Below are 23,349 nucleotides of genomic sequence, written 5' to 3' on the forward strand. Positions count from 1 at the left end.
CTATTGGTTCCGCAATGCGGATCGCCAGAACCGCATAGGAATTCGGAGGGCCCCATGCGCACCGACTACTCTGACCGCCACACCCGCCCCGGATCACCGTGGTATCGCCCCCACCGCGTCGCAACGCCCGCCACCGGGTGCGCGAACTACGTCGGCCGGGTCGGCGCGCTGGCGCTGGCCCTCGGTATCGGCGTGGCGGTGACGACCGCGGGCCCCGGTGTCGCGACCGCCTCGCCGGCGGCCTCCGGTTCCTCGTCGGCCACGTCGTCACAGGACACCGGTTCCTCGGCGACCGGGTCCTCCAAGCGGGGATCGACGGCGAAGAAGACGTCGACAACCAAGAGCGACTCGGCGTCAGGCAGCGACACCGCCGGCTCGGCGCCACATGTCACGACCGAGACCGATCGGGGCTCCGCGACCGGGCACTCGCGCACCGCCGTCGACGCGGCAAGCGATGCGACCGAGAAGGAATCGGACACCGCGGAGACGCAGCGCGAAACCACCTCGGCCACCTCGGCGACGGTCAGTACCGATACCCCACAGCCAGCTGACGGTGCGGCCACGCCCGCGGTGGCGAGCACCGCCCCGGCTGCCGCCACGACCGTCGCGGTGACCACCGTGAAGGCCGCCGCCACGCAAACCACGAGCGCCGCAGCCACCGCGGCCACCCCGTTCCGGCCCATCCGGGCGCTGGTGGCCGGGGTGCTCACCGTCTTCGGCTACAACCCGCTGGCCACCCCCTCACCCGGGGACCCCACACCCAACCCGATCCTGGTCGGTATCTGGGGCCTCTACCGCCGCATCGAGTCGTTCATCGCCAACGAAACCCCCACCGTCGGCACCCCGACCGTCAGCTCCACTCTCAACGCCCAGGGCCAGATCACCGGCAGCCTCAACGCCACCGACTTCGACGGCGACACCCTGACCTACACCGTCACCCAGGGCCAGCACGGCACCGCGATCGTCAACGCCGACGGCACCTTCACCTACACCCCCGTCGCCGGATACACCGGCGCCGACACCTTCAGCGTGAACATCAGCGACGACTCCAACTTCCATTTCCACTTCCACCTCTTCGACCTGTTCCACCCGACCTGGCACTCGACCACCGAGACCGTGAACGTCGTCGTGCCTCAGGTAGCGCCTGTCATCACGGTGGTATCGGGCCCGAGCGCACCGGCGGCCGACGGCTCGGTGCGTGGCACCTTCACCGTCGTCGACCTCAACCGTGACCCCGTCACCGTAGCGGTGGCATCCGGCGCCGAACCTGTCCATGGGGCAGTCGAATTCAGCTACAACACCACCAGCGGCATCTATACCTGGACCTACCGGCCGAGCCAGGCCGAACAGATTGCACTGGGGCTCAACGGATCCACCCTGACCGACGGATTCACCATCTCGGCCACCGACGGTCACACCGACCCGGTGACCGCCGCCGTCCAGAACGTCACGGTGGCACCGGCCCACCTCAGCATCGACGTACCCATCGAGTTGGGCACCAATCCGGGGACGAGCAACGTCACCGTCAACGCCGCGGGAACCCGCGCCTACATCAGCGACTCAGCGCACGCCACGGTCACCGTCGTCGACCTCACCACGGGCACGGTGCAGACGACCTACCACGTCGGCGACTACCCCGTCGGCGTCGCCACCGGAGCCAATGGAGTGATCTACGTGTCCAACTCCGACGGCCACAGCATCTCGGTCATCAACACCACCACCGGACAAGCCACCGAGATCGCAGTGGCCGACGCGCCCGGCGTGCCCGTCCTGGCTCCCGGCGGAAAGCGGCTCTACGTTCCCGTCGCCGACGGGACCGTCGCGGTGATCGACACCACCACCAACACCCAGGTGTCGACCATCAACTACGCCGGGGGCCGAATCGCATTCGCCGGCGCCGACTCCTCGAAGTTGTACGCGATGGGATTGGACGAACTCGCCGTCATCGACGTGGCGACAGGCACGGTGCTCGACACGATCGAAACACCGGACCGCGCCTACGATCTGGCCGTCAACGCCGACGGCACCCGTGCCTACGTGGCGGCCTTCGGGAACAGGTCGGTCCAGGTCGTCGACACCTCGGACCCGACCAACCTCACCGAGCTCACCGTCATAAATATCCCGCCGGCGCCGGCCAACTTCCTCAACGAGCCGGTCGCGGTCACCCTCAGCCCGGACAGCAGCCTGGCCTATGTCGGCACCCTGGGCGGCAAGGTGTTCGTCGTCGACACCGCCACCAACACGCTCATCACCGGCGCCACCCAGCAGCTACCCGGCAAGACCGATGGCCTGGCCGTCAGCCTCGACGGCTTGCACCTCTACAGCGTCAACGCGCAGCACCAGACGCTCGCGGTCATCACACTCAAGCCCGGTGTGGACGTCAACGAGTCACCGGTGATCAGTGTGGTGTCGGTGCCGAGCACCCCCGCCGCCGATGGCTCCGTGAGCGGATCCTTCCGGGTGACCGACCCCGACGGCGACGCCGTCACCGTCACTGTCGGGATGCCCTCCGACGGCGCCGTGGCCGTCCACTACAACGCCACGTCCGGGGTATACAGCTGGACGTACACCCCCACTGAAGCCGCCCGGCTCGGCTCCGGGCTCGGCGCCACCGCGGCCAGCGATGCGTTCACGGTGACGGCCTCCGATGCGAACTCGACCCCCGGCACGCTGGACATCAGCGGAATCACCATCGCTCCAACACATCTGACGGTCGAGGCAGCCATCGGCGCGGTCACCGGAAAGCCGAGTGCGGTGGCCCTGTCCCCTGATGGCAGCAAGGCCTACGTCGCCGACAAGACCCACGACAGCGTGGCCGTCGTCGACCTGGCCACCGGTGAGATCCTGCACACCTACACCGTGGGTGACGCCCCGTCGTCGATCGCGGTGCACGCCGACGGCCGGGTGTACGTCGGGTACAACGGCGGCGTCAATGTCATCAACCCGACCTCCGGAGCGGTGAAGACACTGGCCATCGGCGACGGCGTGACACAGGTGATCGTCAGCCCCGACGGAACCCGGGTCTACGCCACCAAGGTCGGCAACATCAGCCCCGGGATCGTCGTCATCAACACCGCAACCGACACCATTGCAACCACTTTCGGGTACCCGGGCAGCCACCTGGCATTCGCCGGCAACGACAGCTCGACGATCTACGCGACCGACTTCAACGGCTTTGCCATCGCCGTGCTGAAGGCGTCCGACGGCTCGCTGCTGGGCCTGACCTACGTGATCAACAAGCCGGGACCGCTGGTGGTCAACACCGCAAGCACCAGGGCCTATGTCACGACCGCCACCGCCATCAAGGTCTACGACGTCAGCGACCCGTCGAACATGAGCGTGGTCCAGACGATCGCCCTACCCAGTGCCCCCGACGCCATCGCGCTGAACCCCGACGGCACCCTGGCATACCTCACCAGCAAGGACACCGGCCGCATCACAGTGGTCGACCTCACCGACGGCACCGTGCTGGCCACCGGCACCACGCTGGCAGGCAGCCACTCCGGCTTCGTGCTCAGCACCGACGGCACACATCTGTACGCGACCAACACCACGACCCGCAAACTGTCTGTGCTGGAACTGAATCCGGGTGCCAACACCAACCAGGCGCCGGTCGTCACCGAGGTTCTCGCCCCCACCACACCGACTGCAACGGGCGTCATCAACGGCTCCTACGTCGTCGCCGACCCGGACGGCGATCCCATCACGGTGACCAACGATGTCGAGCCAGGCAAGGGCAGCTTCCTGGTCGACTACGACCCGGTACTCGGGGTCTACAACTGGCAGTACTCCCCCACCCAGGCCAGTCAGTTGATCTCCGGACTGGGTGCGACACCGTCGACCGACGGCTTCTCGATCAACGCCACCGACGGCGCCAATCCGACTGTGGCGGTGGTGAATCTGACCGTGCCACAGATTCACTTCGAGGCCGCTACCCCCATCACGACCACCGGCAGCCCCGGTGGGGTGTTCGTCAGCCCCGACGGCACCCGCGCATACGTGACCGACGCCGGCCCGTCCGCCGGCGACCCGAACACCGTCAAGGTCGTCAATCTCGGCACCGGAGCGATCGAGGCCCAGTACACGGTCGGGGATGCACCCCAGTCGGTGGTCGCGACAACGGGAGGCGACACCATCTACGTCGCCAACGCCGGATCCGGATCCGTCTCGATCATCGAAACCGGCTCCGGCACAGTGACGAACGTCGATGTCGGCGGCCAGCCCGGCACACTGGTCCTCACCGCCGACGCCCAACGGCTCTACGTCACCACCGACAACGGCGGCATCAAGGTCATCGATGCCGGCACCAAAGCCGTGGTCGGCACCGAGGCCATCAACCTGGGGTCGACCGACATCGCCCTGAGCGCAGACGGCTCGCTGCTGTACTCACTCAACCGCGATGCCACGATCTCGATCGTCGACACCGCCACCGGAACGGTCACCCTGCAGAAGCCGGCCAACACGGTGGTCGCGGTGACGTGCAGGCTCGCACTGAGCCCCGACGGTCAGCACCTGTACGCCACGTACTTCTATCCGGGCTCCAGCAAGATCGCCGTATACGACGCGAAGACCCTTGCCCTGACGACAACGATCTCGCTGTCGAGCCTGCCCAACCCCATCGCGGTGAGCCCCGACGGCAGCCTCGTCTACGTCGGGGGTGCCAACGGCGGCCTAGCCGTCATCGACGCCGCCACCAACACCGTGATCGGCAGTTCACCAGACGTCAACAGCAACAGCATCGCCGACGTGGTGGCCAGCTCCGACGGCCAGCACGTCTACGTGGTGGACACCGCCCACGACACGGTCATCGATCTGGTCGTCACGCCGGGCTCCGGCAGCCTGTTGACCTAACTCACATCCCGTAACCCACCGACCGTCAAGCACTTTCGAAACAAGGAGACCCTCATGACCATCGTGTCGACTTCCCGTCAATCGGTGTACGCACAGCATGTCGGCAGAGTGGGCGCACTCGCAGTCGCCCTGGGCATCGGCGTCGCCGTGACCACCTACGCGCCCTACATCGCCTCCGCCGCGCCGACGAGCACCCAATCCTCGTCGAGTTCGGCCTCGACACCGGCGAAGAAGTCCACCGGCTCCTCGGCACGCAGCCGGACCAAGGATCCGTCAGGGTCGGCATCGGAGCACCAGAACGATTTACCCGGCGCAGCGGCCGCGACGACCGGACGGGCGAGCTTCAAGGGCGTCACCGACACGAACGACGAAAAGGCCAGCAATACAGTCGAAGTCACCACGGTCTCCGATACCGCCGAATCGCAGCAGAGCGCACAACAGGCCTCCGCGCCTGCGGTGTACACCGGCTCTGCTCAGCAGACGACCACCCCGGCGGCCGGCACGGATGAACCTGCGGCCCCGGCTGCGGTCGTCGTGAGCACCGTCAAGACAGCCGTCGCGGCGCAGACCACCAACACCGCCGCGGCGACCACCAGCACCCCGTTCCGGCCGATCCGGGCTCTCGTGGCCGGGGTGCTGAGTGTGTTCGGCTACAACCCACTGGCCACTCCCTCACCCGGTGACCCGGCACCCAACCCGATCCTCGCCGGTATCTGGGGCCTCTACCGCCGCATCGAATCCTTCGTCGCCAACGAAACCCCCACCGCAGGCACCCCCAACGTCAGCTCCACACCCAACGCCCAGGGCCAGATCACCGGCAATCTCAACGCCACCGACTACGACGGAGACACCCTGACCTACACCGTCATCCAGGGTGAACACGGACTGGCCAAAGTCAACGCCGACGGCACGTTCACCTACACCCCGGTGGTCGGCTACACCGGGCCCGACAGCTTCCAGGTACAGATCAGCGACACCGGTTTCCACCTGCACTTCCATCTGTTCGACTTGTTCAATCAGACCGGACATTCGACCACCGAGGCCGTGAATGTCGTTGTGCCCGAACACGTCAACCAGGCGCCGGTGATCACAGCCGTCTCGGGTCCGAGCACGCCGAACGCCAACGGCATCGTGACCGGGCGCTTCACGGTCACCGATTCCGAGGGCGATCCCGTCAGCGTCAGCGCCGGCAATCCCACCCATGGCAGCGTCACTCTCGGATATGACGTCGCCAGCGGTCAGTACACCTGGACCTACACCCCCACTCAAGCCAGCCAGATCCTGGCCGGCCTGAGCGCGACGACGGTGACCGACGGGTTCACCATCTCCGCATCCTACGGCGTGAACACACCCAGCACCTCCGCCGTCGCTGGAATCACCGTCGCACCAGCGCATTTCACCAGCTCGAACGCCATCCCCATCCAGGGCGGCAGGCCCGTCTCGATCGTGCTGAACAGCGCCGGAACCCGAGCCTTCGTTACCATCCAGAGTTCCACGGACGCGAACGGCACCCTGGCGATCTACGACACCAAGACCGGCGCAAAGCTTCGCGAGTACGCCATGGGTCAAGCGCCGCTGGGCCTGGCGGTCAACGCCGACGGCACCAAGGCCTATGTCGCCAACCAGGACACCACGATCACCGCTGTCGACACCGTCGCTGACACCGTCACCACCATCACCACCGGCGGCCAGACCGAACAGCTGGTCCTGACACCTGACGGCGGCAAGCTGTACGTGAGCTCCGCGACCGGTGGGGTGACCGTGGTCGACGTCGTCAACAACATCGTCGGGCCGACGATCAGTGCGGCGGCGACCACACTGCTGATGAGCGCCGACGGCAGCAAGGTCTACACGGTCAACCGGGGCGGCACGCTGTCGATCATCGACACCAGTTTGGAAGTGGTCGCGCTGACCAAACCGCTGGGTTCGACGGGTTCGGCCCTGATCCGGTCCACCGCACTGAGCCCCGACGGCACGCGACTATATGTCGCCGGCGGAATCGCCGGGAGCCTCGCGGTGTACGACGCTGCCACACTGACCTTCCTCGGCAAGGTCTCGATTCCCGGGCTTCCCGGCCCCATCACCGTGAGCCCCGACGGCAGCGTCGTCTACATAGCCGGCACCGGCGGCGGCGTCACGGCCGTCGATACGACGACCAACACCATCATCACCAACCTCGGCGACCTCACCAACGGTCCGCTCGTCGGGGTCGACGTGAGTGCCGACGGGCACACGCTGTACTTCTCCGAGGCGGACAACGACCAGCTGTCGGTCATCACCCTCAACTGATCGCCGCCGACGCGGCCCGCACAGGAATCCTGATGCGGGCCGCGTCGCAGTGCCCACGCTGCATATGGTGGACAACGTGACCAACACCGTTGCGCGCGGCAACTATCTCCCGGCACGCACCCGGGTCCGCCAGTTCGCCGATCGCGCGGTGAGCCGTGCGCTGCGGCTCCCGGCGCCGAGCACCGACTACGTCGTCGACCACCGGGTCACCATCCCGATGCGCGACGGCGTCGACCTGCGGGCCACCCATTACGCACCGCTGACCGACGCCCCGCTGGGCACCATCCTGGTCCGCGGGCCCTACGGCCGGTCGTTCCCGTTCTCCCTGATCTACGCCCAGCTGTACGCCGCCCGCGGCTACCACGTGGTGCTGCAGAGCGTGCGCGGCACATTCGGTTCCGGCGGCGAGTTCGTGCCGATGGTCCACGAGGCCCCCGACGCCGCCGACACCGTGGTGTGGTTGCGCGAACAGCCTTGGTTCACAGGCACTTTCGCGACGATCGGGCTGTCGTACCTGGGGTACACCCAGTGGGCACTGCTGGCCGACCCGCCACCGGAGCTGGCCGCGGCGGTGATCACGGTGGGCCCGCACGACTTCCACACCTCGTCCTGGGGCACCGGCGCGTTCTCGCTCAACGACTTCCTCGGCTGGTCGGACATGGTGGCCCACCAGGAGGCTCCCCCGCTGCGGCGGCTGGCCTATCAGGTCCGCTCCGGGCGCCGGCTGGAGCGCGGGGTGCACGGGCTTCCGCTCGGCGGCGCCGGCCGCGCCTTCCTCGGCACCGGATCGCCCTGGTACGAGTCGTGGATCGAGCACCCCGAGGCCGACGACCCGTTCTGGGAGACCATGCGGATGACGACGGCACTGGAGCGCTGCGACGTGCCGGTGCTGCTGCTCACCGGCTGGCAGGACCTCTTTCTGGACCAGACGATCCACCAGTTCCAGCACCTGCACGGCCGCGGTGTCGACGTGGCGATGACGATCGGGCCGTGGACGCATTCCGACATGGTGACCAAGGCCGCGGGACTCGCCGCCAACGAGACGCTGACCTGGTTGGGTGCGCACCTGGCGAAGGTGCCGACCCCGCCGCGGCCGGGCCGGGTGCATGTCCACATCGATCACCACGGCTGGGTCGACCTGCCGGACTGGCCGCCGGCCACCGGCGAGGGAGTGATGTACCTGCAGCCGGCCGGACGGCTGGCCGCCACCGCGCCCGCGCCCGAGGCCGGGCCGTCGACCTTCCGCTACGACCCCGCCGATCCGACGCCGACAGTGGGTGGCCGGCTCCTGGCGCGCATCAGCGGATACCGCGACGACACCGCACTGGCCCAGCGCGGCGACGTGCTGAGCTTCACCAGCGGACCGCTCGACGCCGACCTCTACGTGTGCGGCAACCCGGTGATCGAATTGACCCACGAGTCCGATATCGGGCACTTCGACCTGTTCGTCCGGATCAGCGAGGTCGACGCGCAGGGCCGCTCGCGCAATGTCAGCGACGGCTACCGCCGGTTCACCGCCAACCCGGACGGCCTGATCCGCATCGAACTCGACGCGATCGCCCACCGGTTCCGGGCCGGCACCCGCCTTCGGGTCCTGGTGGCAGGCGGCTCGCACCCCCGCTACGCCCGCAATCTGGGTACCGGCGAGCCGGCGATCAGCGGGCACCGGATGGTGGCGTCGCGCCACACCGTCCACCACGGGAGCGGAGGGCTCTCGCGGCTGATCATGCCCGCCTCGGCCGGACCTCCGTCAGCTGACGGCTGAGCGCACCCGCTCGGCAGTGGCGGCCAGCGTGTCGCTGTCGTGCACCGGGCCGGCGAGCCGGGCCGCGGCCGGCAGCTGCACCCAGCTGGTACACCCGCCGTACTGCGCTTCGCGCCTGAGCGTGATCGGCGCGACGAGCGGGCTGGCCTGCACCACCAACACCGTCAGCCGGTGCCGGGGCCGGAAGTCCAGCCGGTCGGCGCGCACCGACTCGGCGGTCCAGATGTGCAGGTCTTCGATGTCGGCGAGACCTTCTTCGCGTTGAACAGCCACGGCGGCAACGACTTTCGCGGCGGCGCGGACAACCACCTGGTTCTCGGTGCTGTCCGGTGCGGCCGCGGACAACAGGTCGCGATGCTGCGGGCGCACCCGTTCGGTATGGCTGTGCGCGACGGTCGGGAACAACAGGAATTCCTCGGCCGCCAGCGCGAACCGCTTCTCGTGGATACCGCCCTTACGCAGCAGGACCGTCTGTCGGCCGTCGAGTAACCCGTGGACCACCGCGCTCCACTCTTTGAGGGCGGGGGTCATCCCGCCGTCATCCGCGCCCGAACCTCGGGACGGCGCAGCGGTGGAACGGTCTTCGGCGGCTGCCTGCGCGCCGGCAACCCGGCCAGCAGCCGGGTGGTGGCCGCCGCCACGTCGGCCACCGCGGCTTCGAACTCCGCGGACACCGCGTCGGTGGGCCTGGTGATGCCACTGACCTTGCGCACGTACTGCCGGGCCGCCGCGGTGATCTCCTCGGCAGTGGCCGCAGGCTCGAGGCCGCGCAGTTCGGTGATGTTGCGACACATGACGTCCAGCATGCCCCCGATCAGGCCTGAATTCACCGCCGGAGCCTCTGAGTCGATTGCTAGGCCGCACACATCTGGCTCACACGTTCGCGTCTTACCGTGGCCGACATGGCTTCCAGGCTGGCTCTGGCCGACGCACCGTATACCCCGCAGCAACGCCCTGCTGAGCGCGCTCTGCGTCCGGTGCCGCCCGTGGGCACCCGCCGGGTGGGCCGTCCCCGCGGTTCCAACAGCGACGCGCGCCGCCAGATGATCGTCGCTGCCGGGATTCAGGTCTTTGCCGCCCGCGGCTACGACGCGGCCACCCTCAAGGAGGTCGCCGACCTCGTCGACGTCACCCGTCCCGCGGTGCACCACTATTTCGCCGGCAAGGCGCCGCTGTACCAAGCCTCCCTCGAGCGGGCCCGAGAGATCGTCCTGACCAACTGGACCGGCTCAACAGCGGGGCTGTTGAGCGGCCGTACCAGCGACGATGAGGTTCGATTCGCCTGCGCCCTGCTGGGCACCTCTCTGGCCCAGAGCCGTCGGCTGGCCGAAATCGCGCCCATGATCACCGGGATCGCCGACGAGGTCAGGCAGCTGTGCCGGTCCGCGGCGACAGGGGTGGGATCGGGCGCCGGCGAGGAAATCCTCACCGCGACGATCATCGGCCAGTGGGTGTTGACCGCTGCGACGCTGCCGCCGCTGGACTCCGATCGGGCCTAAGGCCGCCGCGCCTACCGGCGCGAACTCGATATCTCCTGCTCAATGGTGCCAACGTTGCACCGTTTTATCTGTCGCACGTGTAGATTTAGCGCCGAATGTCTTGACGAGAAGGCTGGAGGCGCACGTCTGTGAATCCGGCACGTTTGGGCGCCCGACGCCGACGCACGACGCGCATTGCGTCGGCCGTCGCCCTCCTGATCGGTGTCACCGCGACAGCACCCGGCTGCGGTTCGCCGGGCAGCCTCACCCAAGTTGCCAATGACCTGCAGTCCTCGTTGCTGTCGATGCCCGGGGTCGCCGACGCGTGGGTCTACCACGAGGAGAGCTACGCCGAGGGCGTGATCTTCAACATCGCCGTCGACGTGCCGACCGCTACCCACCAGCAACTTGTCGACATCGCCGACCGCATCGACTCCAACCGCATCGGCCTGATCTCGAACTACACCCAGAACGTCCAGTTCTGGGTGACACCGGACCGGCCGGTGACGCTGCGCAGGCAAGCACACTTCGACCCGACCCAGGCCGCCGACGACGCCGCCGAACTGCGCACGATGGCCGCGGGCACCGACGGGCGGATCGACTGGTTCCGCAGCGACGACGGCACCACCAATCAGCTATCCATCGATCAGGGCCACGGTCCCGGGGATGTGTTGCTCGACGTCGTCCGCCACACCGCGGACCAGACCGGCCTGACGGTGTCGGTCTCCCCGGTCACACCGTCACGGCAGAACCCCCGCCTGGTGGTCAACTTCCCGTTCACTGCCGACCAGCAGACCGCGGTCACGCGGCTGGTCGACCAGGTTCCCCTCGATGTCTTCGGGATGCGGGTGGACACCGGAGCGGTCCGCGCGATGGAGGTCATGACGCACGATCCGGCCACCGCCGAGCAGGATCTAACCGCCGTCATCGAGGCCAGCAAGCCCGTCGCAGCCGAGCAGATGTGGCTGGCCTGGTACTACCCCACCTTCGGCGGCGCGCCAGCCTACGGCGGTGTCGTGGAGGTCCACGGCTGCTCGGTGCACCCCGTCGCCGGCGTGCAGAGCGTCGCGCAGCACATGGGCAACGAGGGCGGCATCTCGACGCTTCAGGCGCGCCTGCAGGCCAAGATCGACACCTGCCCGTCGCCCGCCACCCCGCCGGTCGAATCGTCAACGGCAGCACAAGATCCCGGCAACGCTGTGGTCCCGGTTGCCGTACCGGACCTGCGGAACCAGATCGCCGAGGGAGCACGGCCGGCTACGCCGCCGAGGTCGGGGCAGGCGCCGTGCCTGAGCCAGCCGAGCTGCATCACCGCGGCCCCGGGACGCGTGACCTCGACCGGCGGCGGGCCGCGGCCCAGCTTCCCGACACCGCGCCCGCAGCTGCCCGGATCCGGGCTTCCTGTCATCAACCTGCCGCTGCCGGCCGCGGGCCTGCCGTTCTTCCCGCCGCCACCGCCGCCAACCGTCAGCGCGGATCCATCCGCCAACTCCTCGGGACGCGACAACACGAAGTCGTCGCAGACCTCGGCAGGCCGCTCGGCCCGCGCGTCCGACAACTGAACCCACCGGATCAGGGACACGAGAGCCCGGCAGGCCCCGGAGCCAGGCCCTTCCCGGTGACCGAAGACGGTGCCACTACGGTGTCGCTATGACCAGCGACGCCATTCTGCTCATCGACACCACCGACCGGGTCCGCACCATCACCCTCAACCGGCCCGGCTCCCGCAACGCGCTCTCGTCGGCGCTGCGGACGCAGTTCTTCGCGGCACTGCGTGAAGCCGAGGCCGACGACGATGTCGACGTGGTGATCTTCACCGGCGCCGACCCGGTGTTCTGCGCCGGTCTGGACCTCAAGGAACTCGGCGACACCACTGAACTGCCGGACATCTCGCCGAAATGGCCGCCGATGACCAAGCCGGTGATCGGTGCGATCAACGGCGCGGCGGTGACCGGCGGCCTCGAACTGGCGTTGTACTGCGACATCCTGATCGCCTCCGAACGGGCGCGCTTCGCCGACACCCACGCCCGGGTGGGCCTACTGCCGACCTGGGGCTTGAGCGTGCGGCTGCCGCAGAAGGTGGGCGTGGGGCTGGCCCGCCGGATGAGCCTGACCGGTGACTACCTGTCCGCCGACGATGCGTTGCGGGCCGGCCTGGTCACCCAGGTGGTGCCGCACGAGGAGTTGTTGCCGACCGCGCGGGCCATCGCCTCCGCGATCGTGGGCAACAACCAGAAGGCGGTGCGCGCGCTGCTGGCGTCCTATCACCGCATCGACGAGGATCAGACCAACTCCGGTCTATGGATCGAAGCGGCCTCGGCCAAGGCGTGGATGGCCCAGGCCAGCGGCGACGACATCGCGGCCAGCCGTGCCTCGGTGATCGAGCGGGGCCGCGCCCAGGTCAATTAGCCTGGATGCGTTGAGTGAGAAACCTCGCAGAGGTTTACTCGCACTTTGTGTGCGTAGGTTCTCACTCAACGCGGGGCGCCGTCAACTGACTCCGGTCACCAGCCAGCGCCCGGAAAACGCCCGCCAGCCCACGAACACCAGGCGCAGCACCATGAAGGCGCTCAGCCCGGCCCAGATGCCGACAAGGCCCCACCCGAACACCAGCGACAGCCAGATCAGCGGCAGGAAGCCGACCAGCGCGCTGATCAACGTCGCGCTGCGCATGAACGCCGCGTCGCCAGCCCCCAGCAGCACCCCGTCGAGGGCGAAGACGATGCCGGCGATCGGCAACTGGGCCACCATGAACCACCACGGCACCCCGATCGCGTCGAGCACCGAGCGGTCGTCGGTGAACAGTGCGGGCAACACCGAGGCACCCACCGCGAAAACGGTCGCCAACCCCGCCGCGGCGATCGTCGAGAACGTCGTCACCCGCCACGCCACCGACTTGGCGTGCTCGGCGCTGCCCGCCCCGAGCGCCGCGCCGACCAACGACTGCGCGGCGATCGCCAGCGAATCAAGCACCAGCGCAAGGAAATTCCACAGCTGCAGCACCACCTGGTGGGCGGCCACCGCGGCGGCACCGAACCGTGCGGCCACCGCGGCCGCCGAGACGAAGCACGCCTGGAACGCCAGGGTCCGCACCACCAGATCACGACCCATGACGACCTGCGCCCGCAACACCGACAGGTCCACCCGCAGCGGCACCTTCTCGGAAAGTAGTGCGCTGCAGAACAACACCGCGGCCAGCCACTGCCCCACCAGGTTGGCCACCGCCGAGCCCCCCAGCTCCAGGCGCGGCAGCCCCAGCCAGCCGTAGACCAGCAGCGGGCACAGCACCGCGGAGGTGCCGAATCCGACGAGCACGTAGCGAAGCGGCCGCATGGTGTCCTGCACACCGCGCATCCAGCCGTTGCCGGCCGCCGACACCAGGATCGCCGGCACCCCGAAGATCGCGATGCGTACCCAGGGCAGCGCGGCAGCCGCGATGTCCCCGCCCCCGGACTTGCCCCCGGCGATCGCCAAGACCAGAGGCACCGCGGCGAGTTCGACGGCGGCCACGATCACCGCCCCCATGGCGAAGGCCAGCCAGGTGGCCTGTACCCCCTCACCGACTGCCGCGGGCCGGTTGCCGGCGCCGAAGAACCGCGCCGCACGGGCCGTGGTGCCATACGACAGGAAGGTGAGCTGCGAGCTCACTACGGACAGGATCAGCCCGCCGATGGCCAACCCGGCAAGGGCCACCGCGCCCAGCCGTCCGACGATCGCGAGGTCGAACAACAGGTAGAGGGGTTCGGCGGCCAGAACGCCGAGGGCCGGTATTGCCAACGCCGCGATCCGCCGCGGGGACGCGGCATCGCCTGAGTCAGTCAAGCCAGACCGCCGTCATCATCGAGATCGAATTTCACCATTTGCACTCGAAGTGCGAGTAGATCGCTACCAAAGGTGAAACTCGATTGTGGGCGAGGGCCGTCAGCCGAGGGCGGCGGTCAGCTCCGCCACCACGTCCGCGATCGGGCCTGCGGTCGAGTAACCGGCGGCGAGTCTGTGCCCGCCGCCGCCGAAACCGCTCGCCACAGTGGTCAGGTCGTAGCTCTTGGCACGCATCGACACCGACCAGTGGGCCGGCTCGATCTCCTTGAAGACGGCCGCCACCTCGGCCTCGTGCGCGGTGCGCACGATGTCCACGATGCTCTCGATCTCCTCGGAGCGGCTGGTCATCCAGTCGTCATGGGTGACCACCACGTACACCAGTCCGTCACCGCGTGCCGCCTCGGATACCAGCTGCGCGGTGGCGAGCACCCGCGACAGCAGCGGCAGCCACACGAAAGGATGGGTGTCGAACAGCTCGCGGCTGATCGCGGCGTTATCGACGCCGAGTTCGACCAGCCTGGCCGCCAGCCGCAACGCCCGGGGGGTGGCCCAGCGGAACGATCCGGTGTCGATGGTCAACCCGGCGTACAGGCATGACGCGACATCGCGGTCGATCGGCTTGCCCCAGGCGTCGAGCAGGTCGGCCACCAACATGGTGGTCGAATCCGCCTTCGGGTCAACGTAATTGGCGGTGCCGAACAGGGTGTTCGATTTGTGGTGGTCGATGACGAGGACCTCGCGGCCACCCTCGGTGAGCACAGCCAGACCGCCGAGCCGGTTGACGCTCGGCGCGTCGACGGTGACCACCAGATCGGCGTCGGGGCGCATGTCGCCGGGCGCCACCATCAGGTGCCCGCCCGGAAGCATCTGCAACGACTCCGGCAGTGTCGACGGTGTCGCGAAGCTCACCTGTACGGCGGTGCCCGCGCGCTCGAGGATCAGGGCCAGCGCCAGACCGGCACCCACGCTGTCGGCATCGGGATGGACATGACAGATCACGGCAACCGACCGCGCAGCGGTCAGGACCTCAACCGCGCCGTGGGCGTCCACCCGCCTGTCGAGGCGGGTGATCTCAGTCGTCGAATCGATCGTCGTCACCGGCGTCCTGGTCGTCTTGCTCTGAGGGGCTTCCCTCTTCTCCTACCACACGGTACGGCTGCGCGTCTCCCGCGGGAGTGGCGCCGGCCCGAATCCGGGCCACGTCGGCGTCGGCCGCGCGGGCGCGGGCCAGCAGCTCCTCCATCTTCTGCGCAGTGTCGGGCACCTTGTCCAACACGAACGACAGAGTCGGGGTGAACCGCACGCCGGTGCCGGCACCGACCTTGGTGCGCAGCGTCCCCTTGGCCCGTTCCAGCGCCGCCGCCGCGGCGGCGTAGTCCGGCTCCTCGTCAAGGGTGTTGCCGCGCACCGTGTAGAACACGGTCGCGTCGTGAAGGTCACCGGTCACCTTGGTATCGGTGACCGTCACGAACGCCAGCGGCGGATCCTTGATCTCGAACTCGATCGCCGAGGCGACGATCGTGGCGATGCGCTTGGAGAGGCGCTTCGCCCGAGCAGGGTCAGCCATGGACTCAACTCCGCCCTTTGGTCTGCTTCACTGGTGCCACAGCCTTCTTCACTTCGTTCATCAGGCGGTTCATCAGACCCGCGCCTTCTCGACCAGCTCGTAGGTCTCGATGACGTCGCCTTCCTTGATGTCGGAGTACGTCAGCGTCAGACCGCATTCGTAACCCTCGCGCACCTCGGTGGCGTCGTCCTTCTCCCGCTTGAGCGACGAGACCGTGAGGTTCTCGGCGACCACGACGTTGTCACGCAGCAACCGCGCCTTGGCGTTGCGCCGCATGATGCCCGACTGGACGAGGCAGCCGGCGATGTTGCCGACCTTCGACGACCGGAAGATCGCCCGGATCTCGGCCCGGCCGAGTTCCTTCTCCTCGTAGATCGGCTTGAGCATGCCCTTGAGGGCCTTCTCGATCTCGTCGATCGCCTGGTAGATCACCGAGTAATAGCGAACCTCGACGCCCTCACGGTTGGCCAGCTCGGTGGCCTTGCCCTCCGCGCGGACGTTGAAGCCGATGATGATCGCATCCGATGCCGAGGCCAGGTTGACGTTGGTCTCGGTGATGCCACCGACACCGCGGTCGATGACCCGCAACTCGACCTCGTCGTCGACCTGAATGCCCAGCAGGGCCTCCTCGAGCGCCTCGACGGTACCGGCGTTGTCGCCCTTGAGGATCAGGTTGAGCTGGCTGGTTTCCTTCAGCGCCGACTCCAGGTCCTCCAGGCTGATCCGCTTGCGGGCGCGGGCCGCCAGGGCATTGCGCTTACGCGCGCTGCGCCGGTCGGCGATCTGGCGGGCGATGCGGTCCTCGTCGACAACCAGGAAGTTGTCACCGGCACCGGGCACCGACGTGAAGCCGATGACCTGAACCGGACGCGACGGGTATGCCTCTTCGACATCCTCGCCGTGCTCGTCGACCATGCGGCGCACACGCCCGTAGGCGTCGCCTGCCACCACCGAGTCGCCGACGCGCAGCGTGCCGCGCGCGATGAGCACGGTGGCCACCGGGCCGCGACCGCGGTCCAGGTGAGCTTCGATCGCGACACCCTGGGCTTCCATGTCGGGGTTGGCCCGCAAGTCCAGCGAGGCGTCGGCGGTCAGCAGGACCGCTTCCTCGAGCGCCTTGATGTTGGTTCCGTTCTTCGCCGAGATGTCGACGAACATGGTGTCGCCGCCGTACTCCTCGGCCACCAGGTTGTACTCGGTGAGCTGGGCCCGGATCTTGGCCGGGTCGGCGCCCTCCTTGTCGATCTTGTTGACCGCGACCACGATCGGCACGTCGGCGGCCTGCGCATGGTTGATGGCCTCCACCGTCTGCGGCATCACGCCGTCGTCGGCGGCGACCACCAGGATCGCGATATCGGTGGCCTTCGCACCGCGGGCACGCATGGCGGTGAACGCCTCGTGGCCCGGGGTGTCGATGAAGGTGATCAGACGCTCGACGCCGTCGTGCTCGACAGCCACCTGGTAGGCACCGATGTGCTGGGTGATGCCACCGGCCTCGCCCTCGCGGACGCTGGCCTGGCGGATGGTGTCCAGCAGGCGGGTCTTGCCGTGGTCGACGTGACCCATGACGGTGACCACCGGCGGACGGATCACCAGATCGTCCTCGCCGCCCTCGTCTTCGCCGTAGGTCAGATCGAAGGACTCCAGCAGCTCGCGGTCCTCGTCCTCGGGCGAAACGACCTGAACGTTGAAGTTCATCTCGCTGCCCAGCAGCTCGAGGGTCTCATCGCCCACCGACTGGGTGGCCGTGACCATCTCGCCAAGGTTGAACAACGCCTGCACCAGCGCGGCCGGGTTGGCGTCGATCTTCTCGGCGAAGTCGCTCAGCGAGGCACCGCGGGCCAGCCGGATGGTCTCGCCGTTGCCGTGCGGCAACCGCACGCCACCGACGACCGGAGCCTGCATGTTCTCGTATTCGGCGCGTTTCGCCCGCTTCGACTTGCGGCCGCGGCGAGGTGCACCACCCGGGCGACCGAACGCACCGGCTGCGCCACCACGCTGGCCTGGGCGGCCGGCACCACCGCCACCGCCACCACCGGGGCGACCGCGGAATCCACCGCCGCCGGCCGGAGCTCCGGCACCGCCGCCGGCACCACCGGGGCCGCCGGTGCGGTAGTTACCGCCGCCGCCGCCGCCACCGGGACGACCGCCGCCGGCACCCGGGCCGGGACGAGGTCCGCCGCCGGGCCGGGGAGCACCAGGACGCGCCGGGCGTGCGGCACCGCCGCCGGGACGCGGCGGCATGTTGCCGGGAGTCGCGCCACCCGGGCGGGGGGCGCCGGGGCGCGGGCCGCCGGCACCGGGGCCGGGACGCGGACCTTGCGGACGCGGGATCGGACGTTCGACCGGCTGCGCGCTGGAGAACGGGTTGTTGCCCACGCGCGGCGGCTTGGGCATGCCGGGCTTGGGTGCGGCCGGGCCGGGACGCGGGCCCGGCGTGGGGCCGGCCTCAGACGGCGCGGGCGCCGGGGCCTGGCTCTGACGGGGGCTTCCACCGTCGACGACGCGGATTTGACGAATTCGCCCTGTTCGCTCAGGCGGGCGAGAACTTCCTTACTACTGACACCGAGTTCCTTGGCCAACTCGTGTACGCGGGCCTTACCTGGTGCTGCCACTGAATCTCCTACTCAGGAGGCGACAGCGGTGGTAGGCCGCGCCTCGGGTTTAGCTACAACGCATGGTCATCGTCGGAACTTCACGGTGTGCTCATGTTCTTCGCTACCTGTTCTTCATGGGCCGTGGCGGTCGAGAGGTACTCGCCCACCGCGGTGGTGTCCGGTGAACCGGTGATCCGCAACGCTCGGGCGAAAGCTCGCCGTCGAATCGCTGCCTCAAGGCACCGATCGTCGGGGTGCAACCACGCACCCCGCCCCGGGAGATTACCTGCTGTATCAACGGTGACGGCCAATTGACCGTTCCCGTTCGATACCGCCACCGCTCGGAGGAGATCGACGGCCAACTCTCGCTTCCGGCACCCGATGCATGTTCGCACCGGTCCTTCGGTGCGGCGATGCCGGTTTTGGGCAGCCGGAGTCTCGCGCTGGATCACGGCACAGTCTACCGTCACCGCGGCACTGCTCAGTACCACCCTCAGGTCGGGCGTTCCTGCCCGGCGCCGTGCGCCGCGCTCGGATCGGCGGCCTCGTCCGGGTTGGCCGCGTCGCTGCGGATGTCGATGCGCCAGCCGGTCAGCCGCGCCGCCAGCCGGGCGTTCTGCCCTTCTTTGCCGATGGCCAGCGACAGCTGGAAGTCCGGCACCACGACGCGGGCCGCCCGGGCCTCGGCGTCGATGACGCTGACCGACACCACTTTGGCCGGGGACAGGGCGTGGGCGACGAACCGGGCCGGGTCCTCGTCGTAGTCGATGATGTCGATCTTCTCGCCGGACAGCTCGCTCATCACATTGCGCACCCGCTGGCCCATCGGACCGATGCAGGCGCCCTTGGCGTTGAGTCCGGACACCCGTGAGCGCACTGCGATCTTGGAGCGGTGGCCGGCCTCGCGGGCCACCGCGACGATCTCGACCGAGCCGTCGGCGATCTCGGGAACCTCCAACGAGAACAGCTTGCGCACCAGGTTCGGGTGGGTGCGCGACAGCGTGATCACCGGTTCGCGGGCGCCGCGGCTGACGCCGACGACATAGCAGCGCAGCCGTTCGCCGTGCTCGTAGCGTTCGCCGGGAACCTGCTCGGCGGCCGGGATGACACCTTCGGCGCCCTTGGTCTCGCTGCCGACGCGCACCACGACCAGGCCGCGCAGGTTGGCGCGGTTGTCGCGCTGGATGACGCCGGCGACGATGTCGCCCTCCTTGGCGGAGAACTCGCCGTAACTGCGTTCGTTCTCGGCGTCGCGGAAGCGCTGCAGCATCACCTGCCGGGCGGTGGTGGCTGCGACCCGGCCGAAGCCCTCGGGGGTGTCGTCCCACTCGCTGATGAGGTTGCCGTCCTCATCGGTTTCGCGGGCGAGCACCTGGACGGCACCGCTCTTGCGGTCGATCTCGATGCGCGCCTCGGGCTGGTGGCCTTCGGTGTGCCGATAGGCGGTCAGCAACGCCGACTTGATGGTGTCGAGCAACTCGTCGACCGAGATGCCGCGGTCGATCTCGATCGCGTGCAGGGCAGCCATGTCGATGTTCATGCTCCGGCCTCCGTTCCGGCAGCTCCGGCCAGCTCGAGTTCCCGCGGATTGGGTGGCGAAAACTCCACCTGCACAACGGCTTTGCGAATATCAGTAAGGGGGATGCGCCGGACCGTCCAGTCGCCGCGGCCGCGCACCACCAGGTCGACGACACCGTCGGACACCGCGCCGAGCCGGCCTTTGACGGTACCGGCGTCCTCGAGTTCGACCTCTACCAGGCGGGCATGCGCGCGGCGGAAGTGCTTCTCTTCGGTCAGCGGACGATCCACCCCGGGCGAGGTGACCTCGAGCACGTAGGGCTCGCCGCCGGTGTCGAACTGGTCGAGCAGCCCCGATGCGGTGCGTGCGAGTTCAGCGACGGTCTCCAGGTCCAGGGGGGTGTCGCCGTCGGCGATCACGGTGATGTGAGCCGGACGGGTGCGCGTATTGATCGCGACGTCTTCGATTTCGTATCCGGCGCGCGCGAACTCGCCATCGAGTAGCTCGATCACCTGCTGCGGGGACGGCAATCCCGTTGACCGGCCAGTCACGGCGAGCTCCTCATCTTGAATTGTCCTGATCAGCCATCAACGATACGCCAGCGCAGCCCGGGTCAATGGCAGGATGTTTCGGGTGCTCACGCAGGACAGCGGCGGGGAAGCCGCCCTCAGCCGACGACGGGTCCTCGCCGACGGCGGTCGCGGCCTGGTGTTGCTCGCCCTGTTCGGCGGTGCGATCACGGCCTGTGGATCGGGTGAACCGGCGGGTCCCGATCCGCTCGAGCAGCAGGTAGAGCTGGCCCGCCACGACAGCGAGCTGGCCACCGCGGCCGCCGTCGGCGCCGCACCCGCTTTGGCCCGGGCCTTCACCGAGGTGGCCACCGAACGTTCCCGGCACGCCGCCGCACTGCTCGAGGAGATCGCCCGCGTGGCCCGCACCCCGGTGCCGACGACGAGTCCGTCGACCACCACCATGTCGGCGGCAGCCGCCCCCGCGCCGAGCCTCGCCGAGATCGTCTCCACCGTGCGCAGTTCCGCCGAGAGTGCCGAGAAACTGGCCCCGACCCTGTCCGGGTATCGCGCAGGCCTGCTCGGATCGATCGCGGCGTCCTGCACCACGCTGTATTCGGTGGCGCTGCCGCCCGGAAAGCGACCGCAATGACCTCACCGACCCCCTCGGCAACGCCCGACCCCGACCGGCCATCGGAGCCCGACAAGGGCGCCCTGTTCGATGCCGTCGCCGTCGAACACGCCGCGATCTACGGCTACGGGATCGTCTCGGCGCACAGCTCACCGGAGGAGAACCCGCTGGTGTCCGACGCGCTGGCCCAGCACCGCGACCGCCGGGAGGCGGCGATCGCAATGCTCACCGGACGGTCGGCCAAGGCGCCGCTGCCGGCCGTCGGCTATCAGCTGCCGTTCACGGTCGCGACGCCCGAGGATGCGGCCAAGCTCGCCGTGCAGATGGAGACCGACTGTGCTGTCGCCTGGCGTGCGGTGATCGAGCAGGCGGGTTCCGAGGACGACCGCCGGTTCGCGGTCACCGCGCTGACCGAGTGCGCGGTGCTGGCCGCCCGCTGGAACCAGGTGCTCGGGGTGTGGCCGCTGACATCTGCCTTCCCCGGCGGCAGCGAGTAAACGCCGACAGTAACGCCACGGCGGTCAGAGCTGTGTTCTGCCGCCGTGCGGTTACTGTCGGCCGGGTTTAGGGCTGAGCCTCGGCGATCGCCGACGCGATCTCGGCCACCGCGGTCGCGGCCGGGACTTCCCGACTGTCGCCGCTGAACCGGTTGCGCAGTTCCACCACTCCGTCGGCCCAGCCGCGGCCGACCACCACGATCCACGGCATGCCGAGAAGTTCGGCGTCCTTGAACTTCACCCCCGGCGAGGCGGTGCGGTCGTCGAGCAGCACCTCCAGGCCGAGCCGGTCGAGGTCGCGGGCCAGCTCCTCGGCGCCGGTGCGGGCTTCGGCATCCTTGTTGGCGATCACCACGTGTACGTCGAACGGCGACACCGACGTCGGCCAGCGCAGACCGAGCCCGTCGTGGTGCTGTTCGGCGATCACCGCGACCAGTCGCGACACGCCCACGCCGTAGGAGCCCATGGTCAGCCGCACCGGCTTGCCGTCCTCGCCGAGGACATCGGCGGAGAACGCGTCGGTGTACTTGCGGCCCAACTGGAAGATGTGGCCGATCTCGATACCGCGCGCCGACACCAGCGGCCCGGCACCGTCGGGTGACGGGTCGCCGTCACGCACCTCGGCGGCCTCGATGGTGCCGTCGGCGACGAAGTCGCGGCCGGCCACCAGACCGACGACATGCTTGCCGGTCTCGTCAGCCCCGGTGATCCACGATGTACCGTCGACCACGCGCGGATCGACGAGATAGCGAACACCGTTGGCCAGCAATGCCTTCGGGCCGATGTAACCCTTCTTCAGGAAGGGATACTTGGCGAAGTCGGCGTCGTCGAGCATCGCGTAGTCGGCCGGCTCGAGTGCGGCGCCGAGCCGCTTGTCGTCGACCTCGCGGTCGCCGGGCACGCCGATGGCGAGCAACTCCCAGTCGCCGCCGGGCTGGCGGGTCTTCAGCAGCACGTTCTTCAGCGTGTCCGCCGCGGTGATCTCCCGGCCGAGGCCCACGGAGTTGGCCCACTCCACCAGGGTGGCGATCGTCGGGGTGTCGCCGGTGTCGTGGACGGTCGGCTCGGGCAGGCCGTCGAACGGGATCGCGTCGGGCACCGCGGTCGTCACGGCCTCGACGTTGGCGGCATACCCCGATTGCAGGCAGCGCACGAAAGTGTCCTCGCCGACTTCACTTTCGGCCAGGAACTCTTCCGAGGCACTGCCGCCCATCGCCCCGGACACCGCCGAGACGATCACGTAACGGATCGCAAGCCGGTCGAACATCCGTTGGTAGGCGTCGCGGTGCGCGTGGTAGGCGTTCTTGAGCCCGCCCTCGTCGATGTCGAACGAGTACGAGTCCTTCATCACGAACTCGCGGCCGCGCAGGATGCCGGCCCGGGGCCGGGCCTCGTCGCGGTACTTGGTCTGGATTTGGAACAGCAGCAGCGGAAAGTCCTTGTAGGAGCTGTACTCCCCCTTCACCGTCAAGGTGAAGAACTCTTCGTGGGTGGGTCCGAGCATGTAGTCGTTGTCGCGGCGGTCCTTGAGACGGAATACGCCGTCGCCGTATTCGGTCCAGCGGTTGGTGGTTTCATACGGCGCCTTGGGCAGCAGCGCCGGGAACAGGATCTCCTGACCGCCGATGGCCACCATCTCCTCGCGCACGACCTTCTCGATCTTGCGCAGCACCCGCAAGCCCAGCGGCAGCCAGCTGTACAGGCCTGGCGCGATCGGTCGGACGTAGCCCGCCCGGATCAACAGTTTGTGGCTGGGCACTTCGGCGTCGGCCGGGTCGTCGCGCAGCGTGCGCAAGAACAGCTCGGACATGCGGGTGATCACAG

The 23,349-nt window shown here is 68.6% G+C and carries 17 protein-coding genes and 1 pseudogene; 8 read left to right on the plus strand and 10 right to left on the minus strand.

Annotated elements, in window-relative coordinates; translation table 11 throughout:
- Positions 1-54: 54 nt before the first annotated feature.
- The 3 genes from HBE64_RS14830 to HBE64_RS14840 all read left to right on the plus strand — a co-directional run bounded on the left by HBE64_RS14830 (position 55) and on the right by HBE64_RS14840 (position 8,905).
- On the plus strand, positions 55-4,851 hold the full coding sequence (locus HBE64_RS14830; RefSeq protein WP_167103518.1) for an Ig-like domain-containing protein: 4,797 nt from the start codon (positions 55-57) through the stop codon (positions 4,849-4,851).
- 54 nt (positions 4,852-4,905) lie between these two features.
- On the plus strand, positions 4,906-7,140 hold the full coding sequence (locus HBE64_RS14835) for an Ig-like domain-containing protein (RefSeq protein ID WP_167103521.1): 2,235 nt from the start codon (positions 4,906-4,908) through the stop codon (positions 7,138-7,140).
- A 76-nt stretch (positions 7,141-7,216) separates the two neighbouring features.
- The gene (locus HBE64_RS14840) at positions 7,217-8,905 is read left to right on the plus strand and encodes a CocE/NonD family hydrolase (protein WP_243841326.1); all 1,689 of its coding nucleotides are present in this window, start codon (positions 7,217-7,219) and stop codon (positions 8,903-8,905) included.
- Here HBE64_RS14840 and HBE64_RS14845 read toward each other — a convergent pair.
- Positions 8,891-9,436, minus strand: coding sequence for a DUF1802 family protein (locus HBE64_RS14845; protein WP_167103524.1), 546 nt, complete (start codon positions 9,434-9,436; stop codon positions 8,891-8,893). The two genes, HBE64_RS14840 and HBE64_RS14845, sit on opposite strands and share 15 nt — an antisense overlap.
- On the minus strand, positions 9,433-9,699 hold the full coding sequence (locus HBE64_RS14850; RefSeq protein ID WP_167109221.1) for a DUF2277 family protein: 267 nt from the start codon (positions 9,697-9,699) through the stop codon (positions 9,433-9,435). The genes HBE64_RS14845 and HBE64_RS14850 overlap by 4 nt, the downstream gene beginning before the upstream one ends.
- Positions 9,700-9,807: 108 nt before the next feature.
- On the opposite strand from HBE64_RS14850, the gene HBE64_RS14855 reads away from it, so the two are divergent.
- The 3 genes from HBE64_RS14855 (at position 9,808) to HBE64_RS14865 (ending at position 12,792) form a co-directional block, all read left to right on the plus strand.
- Complete coding sequence (locus HBE64_RS14855) at positions 9,808-10,404, plus strand: TetR/AcrR family transcriptional regulator (protein WP_167103527.1); 597 nt, start codon at positions 9,808-9,810, stop codon at positions 10,402-10,404.
- Between the two features lie 128 nt (positions 10,405-10,532).
- Positions 10,533-11,945, plus strand: coding sequence for a hypothetical protein (locus tag HBE64_RS14860; RefSeq protein WP_167103530.1), 1,413 nt, complete (start codon positions 10,533-10,535; stop codon positions 11,943-11,945).
- 88 nt (positions 11,946-12,033) lie between these two features.
- Positions 12,034-12,792, plus strand: coding sequence for an enoyl-CoA hydratase (locus HBE64_RS14865; protein WP_167103533.1), 759 nt, complete (start codon positions 12,034-12,036; stop codon positions 12,790-12,792).
- Between the two features lie 81 nt (positions 12,793-12,873).
- Here the strand turns inward: HBE64_RS14865 and HBE64_RS14870 are convergent, their stop codons facing one another.
- The 7 genes and pseudogenes from HBE64_RS14870 to rimP form a co-directional block, all read right to left on the minus strand.
- Positions 12,874-14,205, minus strand: a complete 1,332-nt coding sequence (locus HBE64_RS14870) for an MATE family efflux transporter (RefSeq protein WP_167103536.1) — start codon at positions 14,203-14,205, stop codon at positions 12,874-12,876.
- 99 nt (positions 14,206-14,304) lie between these two features.
- On the minus strand, positions 14,305-15,303 hold the full coding sequence (locus HBE64_RS14875) for a bifunctional oligoribonuclease/PAP phosphatase NrnA (protein WP_167103539.1): 999 nt from the start codon (positions 15,301-15,303) through the stop codon (positions 14,305-14,307).
- Positions 15,278-15,772 (minus strand): 30S ribosome-binding factor RbfA, encoded by a 495-nt coding sequence (rbfA, locus tag HBE64_RS14880; protein ID WP_167103542.1) that lies wholly within the window; start codon positions 15,770-15,772, stop codon positions 15,278-15,280. Before rbfA ends, HBE64_RS14875 begins: the two co-directional genes overlap by 26 nt.
- Before the next feature lie 72 nt (positions 15,773-15,844).
- Positions 15,845-18,387, minus strand: a pseudogene (infB, locus tag HBE64_RS14885) (translation initiation factor IF-2).
- 80 nt (positions 18,388-18,467) lie between these two features.
- Complete coding sequence (locus HBE64_RS14890; RefSeq protein WP_371743990.1) at positions 18,468-18,860, minus strand: YlxR family protein; 393 nt, start codon at positions 18,858-18,860, stop codon at positions 18,468-18,470.
- A gap of 2 nt (positions 18,861-18,862) precedes the next feature.
- Entirely contained in the window at positions 18,863-19,909 is a 1,047-nt protein-coding gene (nusA, locus tag HBE64_RS14895; RefSeq protein ID WP_167103546.1) for a transcription termination factor NusA, read from the minus strand.
- Positions 19,906-20,439: a ribosome maturation factor RimP gene (rimP, locus tag HBE64_RS14900; protein WP_167103549.1), complete on the minus strand. Its 534-nt coding sequence runs from the start codon at positions 20,437-20,439 to the stop codon at positions 19,906-19,908. The genes nusA and rimP overlap by 4 nt, the downstream gene beginning before the upstream one ends.
- 82 nt (positions 20,440-20,521) lie before the next feature.
- Here rimP and HBE64_RS14905 point away from each other — a divergent pair, with 82 nt between their 5' ends.
- Both HBE64_RS14905 and HBE64_RS14910 read left to right on the plus strand, forming a co-directional pair.
- Positions 20,522-21,049, plus strand: coding sequence for a hypothetical protein (locus HBE64_RS14905; protein ID WP_243841327.1), 528 nt, complete (start codon positions 20,522-20,524; stop codon positions 21,047-21,049).
- Positions 21,046-21,525: a ferritin-like domain-containing protein gene (locus tag HBE64_RS14910; RefSeq protein ID WP_167103555.1), complete on the plus strand. Its 480-nt coding sequence runs from the start codon at positions 21,046-21,048 to the stop codon at positions 21,523-21,525. The genes HBE64_RS14905 and HBE64_RS14910 overlap by 4 nt, the downstream gene beginning before the upstream one ends.
- 67 nt (positions 21,526-21,592) lie before the next feature.
- Here HBE64_RS14910 and HBE64_RS14915 read toward each other — a convergent pair whose 3' ends face one another.
- Entirely contained in the window at positions 21,593-23,347 is a 1,755-nt protein-coding gene (locus tag HBE64_RS14915) for a proline--tRNA ligase (RefSeq protein WP_167103558.1), read from the minus strand.
- Positions 23,348-23,349 lie beyond the last annotated feature (2 nt).

The sequence above is a fragment of the Mycobacterium sp. DL592 genome (genome assembly GCF_011694515.1).
GTDB lineage: Bacteria > Actinomycetota > Actinomycetes > Mycobacteriales > Mycobacteriaceae > Mycobacterium.